A 4680-nucleotide genomic window follows, 5' to 3' on the forward strand; every position below is an offset into this window, starting at 1 on the left:
CCCAGCCCGATGCCCAGCGTGCCGGTGGTGGAGTGGCCGTCGCGGGAGGACACGGTCAGGTCGGCCATGCCGGGGCCGGAGTCGACGGCGACCAGTTCCACCCCGGCGGCGTCGGCGGTGCGCACCGGCCGCAGCAGCAGGACGCCCTCCTGGGCGTGCTTGACCAGGTTGCTGGTGAGCTCGGCGGCGACGATGGCCAGTTCGGCGACCCGGTTCTCGCCGAGGCCGAGCTGACCGCCGAGGCGTTCCGCCGCGCGACGCACGGTGCTGGCGGCGCTGCCGCTCTCCACCCGGTACCAGTGACCCGCGTCCGGCACCACGTCGTAGTTCATCGGGACCACTTGGTGATGGTGATCCGGGTGCCCTCGCCGGGGGCGGTCTGGATGTCGAAGTCGTCGACCAGCCGGCGGGAGCCGCTCAGACCGAGGCCGAGGCCGCCACCGGTGGTGTAACCGTCGGTGAGGGCGAGGTCCAGGTCGACGATGCCCGGCCCGGAGTCGACGAAGACGATCCGCACCCCGCGTCGCCGGCCGTCCTCGACGACGCTCACCTCGGCGGTGCCGCCGCCACCGTAGATGAGCGTGTTGCGGGCCAGCTCACTCGCGGCGGTGACCAGTTTCGTCTGGTCGACGAGGGACAGCTTGGTCGCCACCGCCATGGTGCGCACCAGCTGGCGGACCCGGACGACATCCTCGTCGCTGCCGATCGCCTGGGTCTTCGGGCCCAGGTCGACTCCCGCGGTCATGGCGATGTCGCCGCCGTCCCGGACTCGACGTCCTCGGGGTCGTCGGCGTACCCGGGGTCGTCGTCACGGGTCGCCGCGATCAGCTCCATACCCCGTTCGACGTTCAGTGCGGTCCGGATGCCGTTGAGCGACAGGCCCAGCTCGACGAGGGTGATGGCGACCGCGGGACGCATCCCGACGACCACCGTCTCGGCGTCGAGCACCTTGGAGATCGAGGCGATGGTGGAGAGCATCCGGCCGACGAACGAGTCGACGATGTCCAGGGCGGTGATGTCGATGATGACGCCGTGGCAGCCGGTCGCCACGATCCGCTCGGCCAGGTCCTCCTGGAGGGTGACCGCCGTCTGGTCGGACATGTCGATCTGGATGGAGACCAGCAGGATGTCGCCGATCTTCAGGATCGGCACCCGTTCCATCACGCCTCCCGGCGCGGGTGCCGGCGGGACGTCTCGACCCCGTTCAGGCGCAGCACGTGCCGCAGGGCGTCGGCCAGGCTCGCCTTGGTGGCGATGTCGCCGAACTCGATGCCGAGGGCGACGATGGTCTGCGCGATCTGCGGGCGGATGCCGGAGATGATGCAGTCGGCCCCCATCAGCCGGGCGGCCACCACCGTCTTGAGGATGTGCTGGGCGACCTGGGTGTCGACCGCCGGTACACCGGTGATGTCGATGATCGCGTACGGCGAGCCGGTGTCGACCAGGGTCTGGAGCAGCCGCTCCATCACCACCTGGGCACGCGCCGAGTCGAGGGTGCCGACCAGCGGCACGGCGACCACGCCGTCCCAGATCTTCACCACCGGGGTGGAGAGTTCGAGCAGCTGCTCGGCCTGGTCGGCGATCAGCCCCTCGCGGGTCTGCACGTAGGTCTCGAAGGTGAGCAGCCCCATCCGGTCGACCAGGCCGGTGAGGTCCAGGACGTCCCGCAGCGACAGTTCGACGCCGTCGGTCTCGGCCAGGTCGACCAGGACGTCCTTGAGTGCGTAGATGCTGATCGCGGTCTCGGTGGCGGTGAAGCTCTGCCGGGCCCGGCTGCGGGACAGGTCGGCGAGCACCGCGCGCAGCTCGCCCGCCTCGGGCTTCTGGAGGTCGGCCAGGCCCGCGCCGCCAGCGTTGATCATGCTAGCGTGCAGTTCCTGCACCTGCAGGCGCAGCTCGGCCTGGCTCAGCCGACCGCGCAGCGAGGCGGCGACGAGTTCGGTCCACCGCTGCACGACCCGCTCGGCATGCTCACCCAACAGCCCGACGAGCCGGTCGCCCCCGTCTGCGGTCAACGCCATGGTTACCTCCTGTGAGCTGGGCCGGCCGGACTCTATCACCGGAGGCAGACCCGGTAGTTGCCGCGCGGCAAAGGAATGATCGCTCCCACCGGAACCGCTCCCGTTCTGCGGGTCCCCCCGTTCGTGGGATACCGTTCCACCGATAACAGGAGGTCTGAATGTCCCTGACGGTGCACACGGAACAGCGCGGCGACGTGGTCGTCGTGTCGGTCGCGGGCGAACTCGACATGGCGACCGCACCGCAGCTGCAGGACCAGATCACCGACCTGCTCGACAAGGGTCGCAGCCGGCTGGTGTTCGACCTGGCCGAGGTGTCGTTCTGCGACTCGACCGGGTTGTCGGTCTTCGTCCGGGCCAAGAACAGCTGCGACGAGGCCGGCGGTGTGGTCCGGCTGGCCGCCCCGCAGCGCGGGGTGCTGCGCATCCTTGAGGTCAGCGGCCTGGTGGAGGTGCTGCACACCTATCCGACGGTCGAGCAGGCCGTCGCGGGTGACCCCACCCCCGCGTCGTCCTGACCGGTTCCCTCAGCGCTCGTCCTCGATGAACCGGGGACGAGCGATCACCATGCCCGCAGTCGTCTGCACCGCCAGCGCGGCGAGCAGGAAGCCCATCGGCGCGGTCCAGCCGCCGGTCGCCTCGTAGAGCACCCCGACGAGCAGCGGGCCGAGCGCGGCGATCACGTAACCGGTGCTCTGCGCGAAGGCGGACAGCGCCACCGTGCCGTCGGCCGTACGGGCCCGCAGGCCGATGGTGGTCAGGATCAGCGGGAACGCGCCCTGACCGAAGGCGAGCAGCAGCACCCAGAGCAGCGCCCCGCTCCGTGGCGCGAACGCCAGCCCCAGGTAGGCCGCCGCGGAGAAGGCGGTCAGCCCGAACACCAACGGGCGCAGCGTCCGGAGCCGGCCGGCCAGCGTCGGCATCAGCAGGGCCACCGGCACCCCGAGCGCGGTGACCCCGGCGAGCAGCAGGCCGGCGCTCTCCGGCCGGAAGCCGGCGTCCCGGAAGAGCTGGGCCAGCCAGCCCATCACCGCGTACCCGCTGAGTGACTGCGCGCCGAAGTAGACGGCCATCGCCCAGCCGAGCCGGGTGCGGGCCGGCCGGACCCGGGTACGGGCGGCCGGGACCGCCGTCGGGGTGGCGGCCCGCCGGGCGGCGCGGGCCCGCAGCGCCAGCGGCACCCACGGGAGTACGGCCACCGCCGCCAACGCCGCCCACACGCCGAGCCCGGCCCGCCAGGAGCCGAAGGCGTGCGCCACCGGCACGGCGGAGGCGGCGGCCACCGTCGTGCCGGTGGTCAGCGCCATCGTGTACGCCCCGGTGACCAGCCCGGTGCGGTGCGGGAAGTGCTGCTTGACCAGCATCGGCAGCAGGATGTTCGCCACTGCGATGCCGGCCAGGGCGAGCGCGCTGGTGAGCACGAAGACCGTCGCCGAGTCGGTGAGCACCCGCAGCAGTTGACCGACGGTGAGCGCGAGCATCGCCACCACCAGCACCCGGGCCGCCGGCCAGCGCCGGATCAGCCACGGGGTGAGCGCGCCGAGACCGGCGAACGCGATGGTGGGCAGGGTGGTGACGAACCCGGCCATCGCGCCGGAGAGCCCGAGTCCGGTGCGTACCTCGTCGAGCAGCGCGCCGAGGCTGGTCACCGCGGCCCGCAGGTTGAGCGCGACCAGCAGCATCCCCGCCAGCACCAGCGCGCCGCCGGTGGCCGGCGACGGGGTGCGGTGGGCCGGCCGGTGGGCGAGCGGTTCGGGTGCCTCGACGGCGGGAGCGGTTGGCGGGGTCATGACCTCGAACCTACAATCATGGGATGAATTTCGGCAGCTGGTGTAACCGGTGACACCGTCGGTCGATTCCCCACCCGTGCCCCCACGCGGTCAGCGGGTGCAGCAGACCATCGAGCAGCTCCGGGGGCGGATCCTCGGCGGCGAGTGGCCGGTGGGCGGGCGCATCCCCACCGAGCCGCAGCTGGTGACGGCGCTCGGGGTGGGGCGCAACACCGTCCGGGAGGCCGTCCGGGCGCTGGTGCACGCCGGGGTGCTGGAGTGCCGGCAGGGCTCCGGGACGTACGTGGTGTCGACCGACGAGCTGGCCCCGGTGGTGGCCCGCCGGCTCACCGACGACCGGATGGCCGAGGTGGTCGAGGTCCGCCGGGCGTTCGAGGTCGAGGCGGCCCGGCTGGCCGCGCTGCGGCGTACCCCGGAGGACCTGGTGGCGCTCGACGGCGCGCTGGCCGCCCGGGAGGCCGCCTGGCGGTCGGGCGGGGTCGCCGAGTTCGTGGAGGCCGACGTCACGCTGCACACGGCGGTGGTCGCCGCCGCGCACAACGGCATGCTGGCCGAGCTGTACGCCTCGGTCGGCGCAGCCCTGCGCAGCACCGTCGCATACGTGACGGGTGACTCCCTGCAACCGCAGCGGTACGTCGACCACAGCCGGCTGGTGGCCGCGATCCGGGACGGCGATCCCGGACGGGCGGCGATCGAGGCCGGTGCTTTTCTGGAGCCCCCGTCCGGGGCATAGGTTGTCCCCGACGGAGAATCGGACGGCACAGGAGTACGGATGCTCAAGGGCTTCAAAGACTTCATCATGCGCGGCAACGTCGTCGACCTGGCGGTCGGTGTCGTCATCGGCGCCGCGTTCACGGGCGTGGTCACCCAGC

Annotated in this window: 8 protein-coding genes; 3 read left to right on the plus strand and 5 right to left on the minus strand. The window is 72.2% G+C overall.

Going from position 1 to position 4680, the window contains the following annotated elements; all coding sequences use genetic code 11:
• From ACOJTC_RS26935 to ACOJTC_RS26950, 4 genes are all read right to left on the minus strand, one after another.
• On the minus strand, positions 1-332 hold a 332-nt coding region (locus ACOJTC_RS26935; protein ID WP_420118983.1), incomplete at its 3' end, for an ATP-binding protein.
• Positions 329-745, minus strand: coding sequence for an anti-sigma regulatory factor (locus ACOJTC_RS26940; protein ID WP_420118984.1), 417 nt, complete (start codon positions 743-745; stop codon positions 329-331). The genes ACOJTC_RS26935 and ACOJTC_RS26940, both read right to left, overlap by 4 nt.
• Positions 742-1161 (minus strand): STAS domain-containing protein, encoded by a 420-nt coding sequence (locus ACOJTC_RS26945; protein ID WP_363650032.1) that lies wholly within the window; start codon positions 1159-1161, stop codon positions 742-744. The genes ACOJTC_RS26940 and ACOJTC_RS26945 overlap by 4 nt, the downstream gene beginning before the upstream one ends.
• Entirely contained in the window at positions 1161-2021 is an 861-nt protein-coding gene (locus ACOJTC_RS26950) for an STAS domain-containing protein (protein WP_420118985.1), read from the minus strand. Before ACOJTC_RS26950 ends, ACOJTC_RS26945 begins: the two co-directional genes overlap by 1 nt.
• A 158-nt stretch (positions 2022-2179) precedes the next feature.
• On the opposite strand from ACOJTC_RS26950, the gene ACOJTC_RS26955 reads away from it, so the two are divergent.
• Entirely contained in the window at positions 2180-2536 is a 357-nt protein-coding gene (locus tag ACOJTC_RS26955; protein WP_088642031.1) for an STAS domain-containing protein, read from the plus strand.
• 9 nt (positions 2537-2545) lie between these two features.
• Here ACOJTC_RS26955 and ACOJTC_RS26960 read toward each other — a convergent pair whose 3' ends face one another.
• On the minus strand, positions 2546-3700 hold the full coding sequence (locus tag ACOJTC_RS26960) for an MFS transporter (RefSeq protein ID WP_420118987.1): 1155 nt from the start codon (positions 3698-3700) through the stop codon (positions 2546-2548).
• A 157-nt stretch (positions 3701-3857) separates the two neighbouring features.
• Between ACOJTC_RS26960 and ACOJTC_RS26965 the strand changes: the two genes are divergently transcribed.
• Together ACOJTC_RS26965 and ACOJTC_RS26970 are read left to right on the plus strand one after the other, a co-directional pair.
• Positions 3858-4541 carry a FadR/GntR family transcriptional regulator gene (locus ACOJTC_RS26965; protein WP_420118986.1) on the plus strand — a complete coding sequence of 228 codons (684 nt, stop codon included), beginning with the start codon at positions 3858-3860 and terminating at the stop codon, positions 4539-4541.
• A gap of 39 nt (positions 4542-4580) precedes the next feature.
• A partial coding sequence (locus ACOJTC_RS26970; RefSeq protein ID WP_420118988.1) for an MscL family protein occupies positions 4581-4680 on the plus strand: 100 nt, incomplete at its 3' end.

The organism is Micromonospora sp. (genome assembly GCF_048594385.1).
GTDB classification, from domain to species: Bacteria; Actinomycetota; Actinomycetes; order Mycobacteriales; family Micromonosporaceae; genus Micromonospora; species Micromonospora wenchangensis.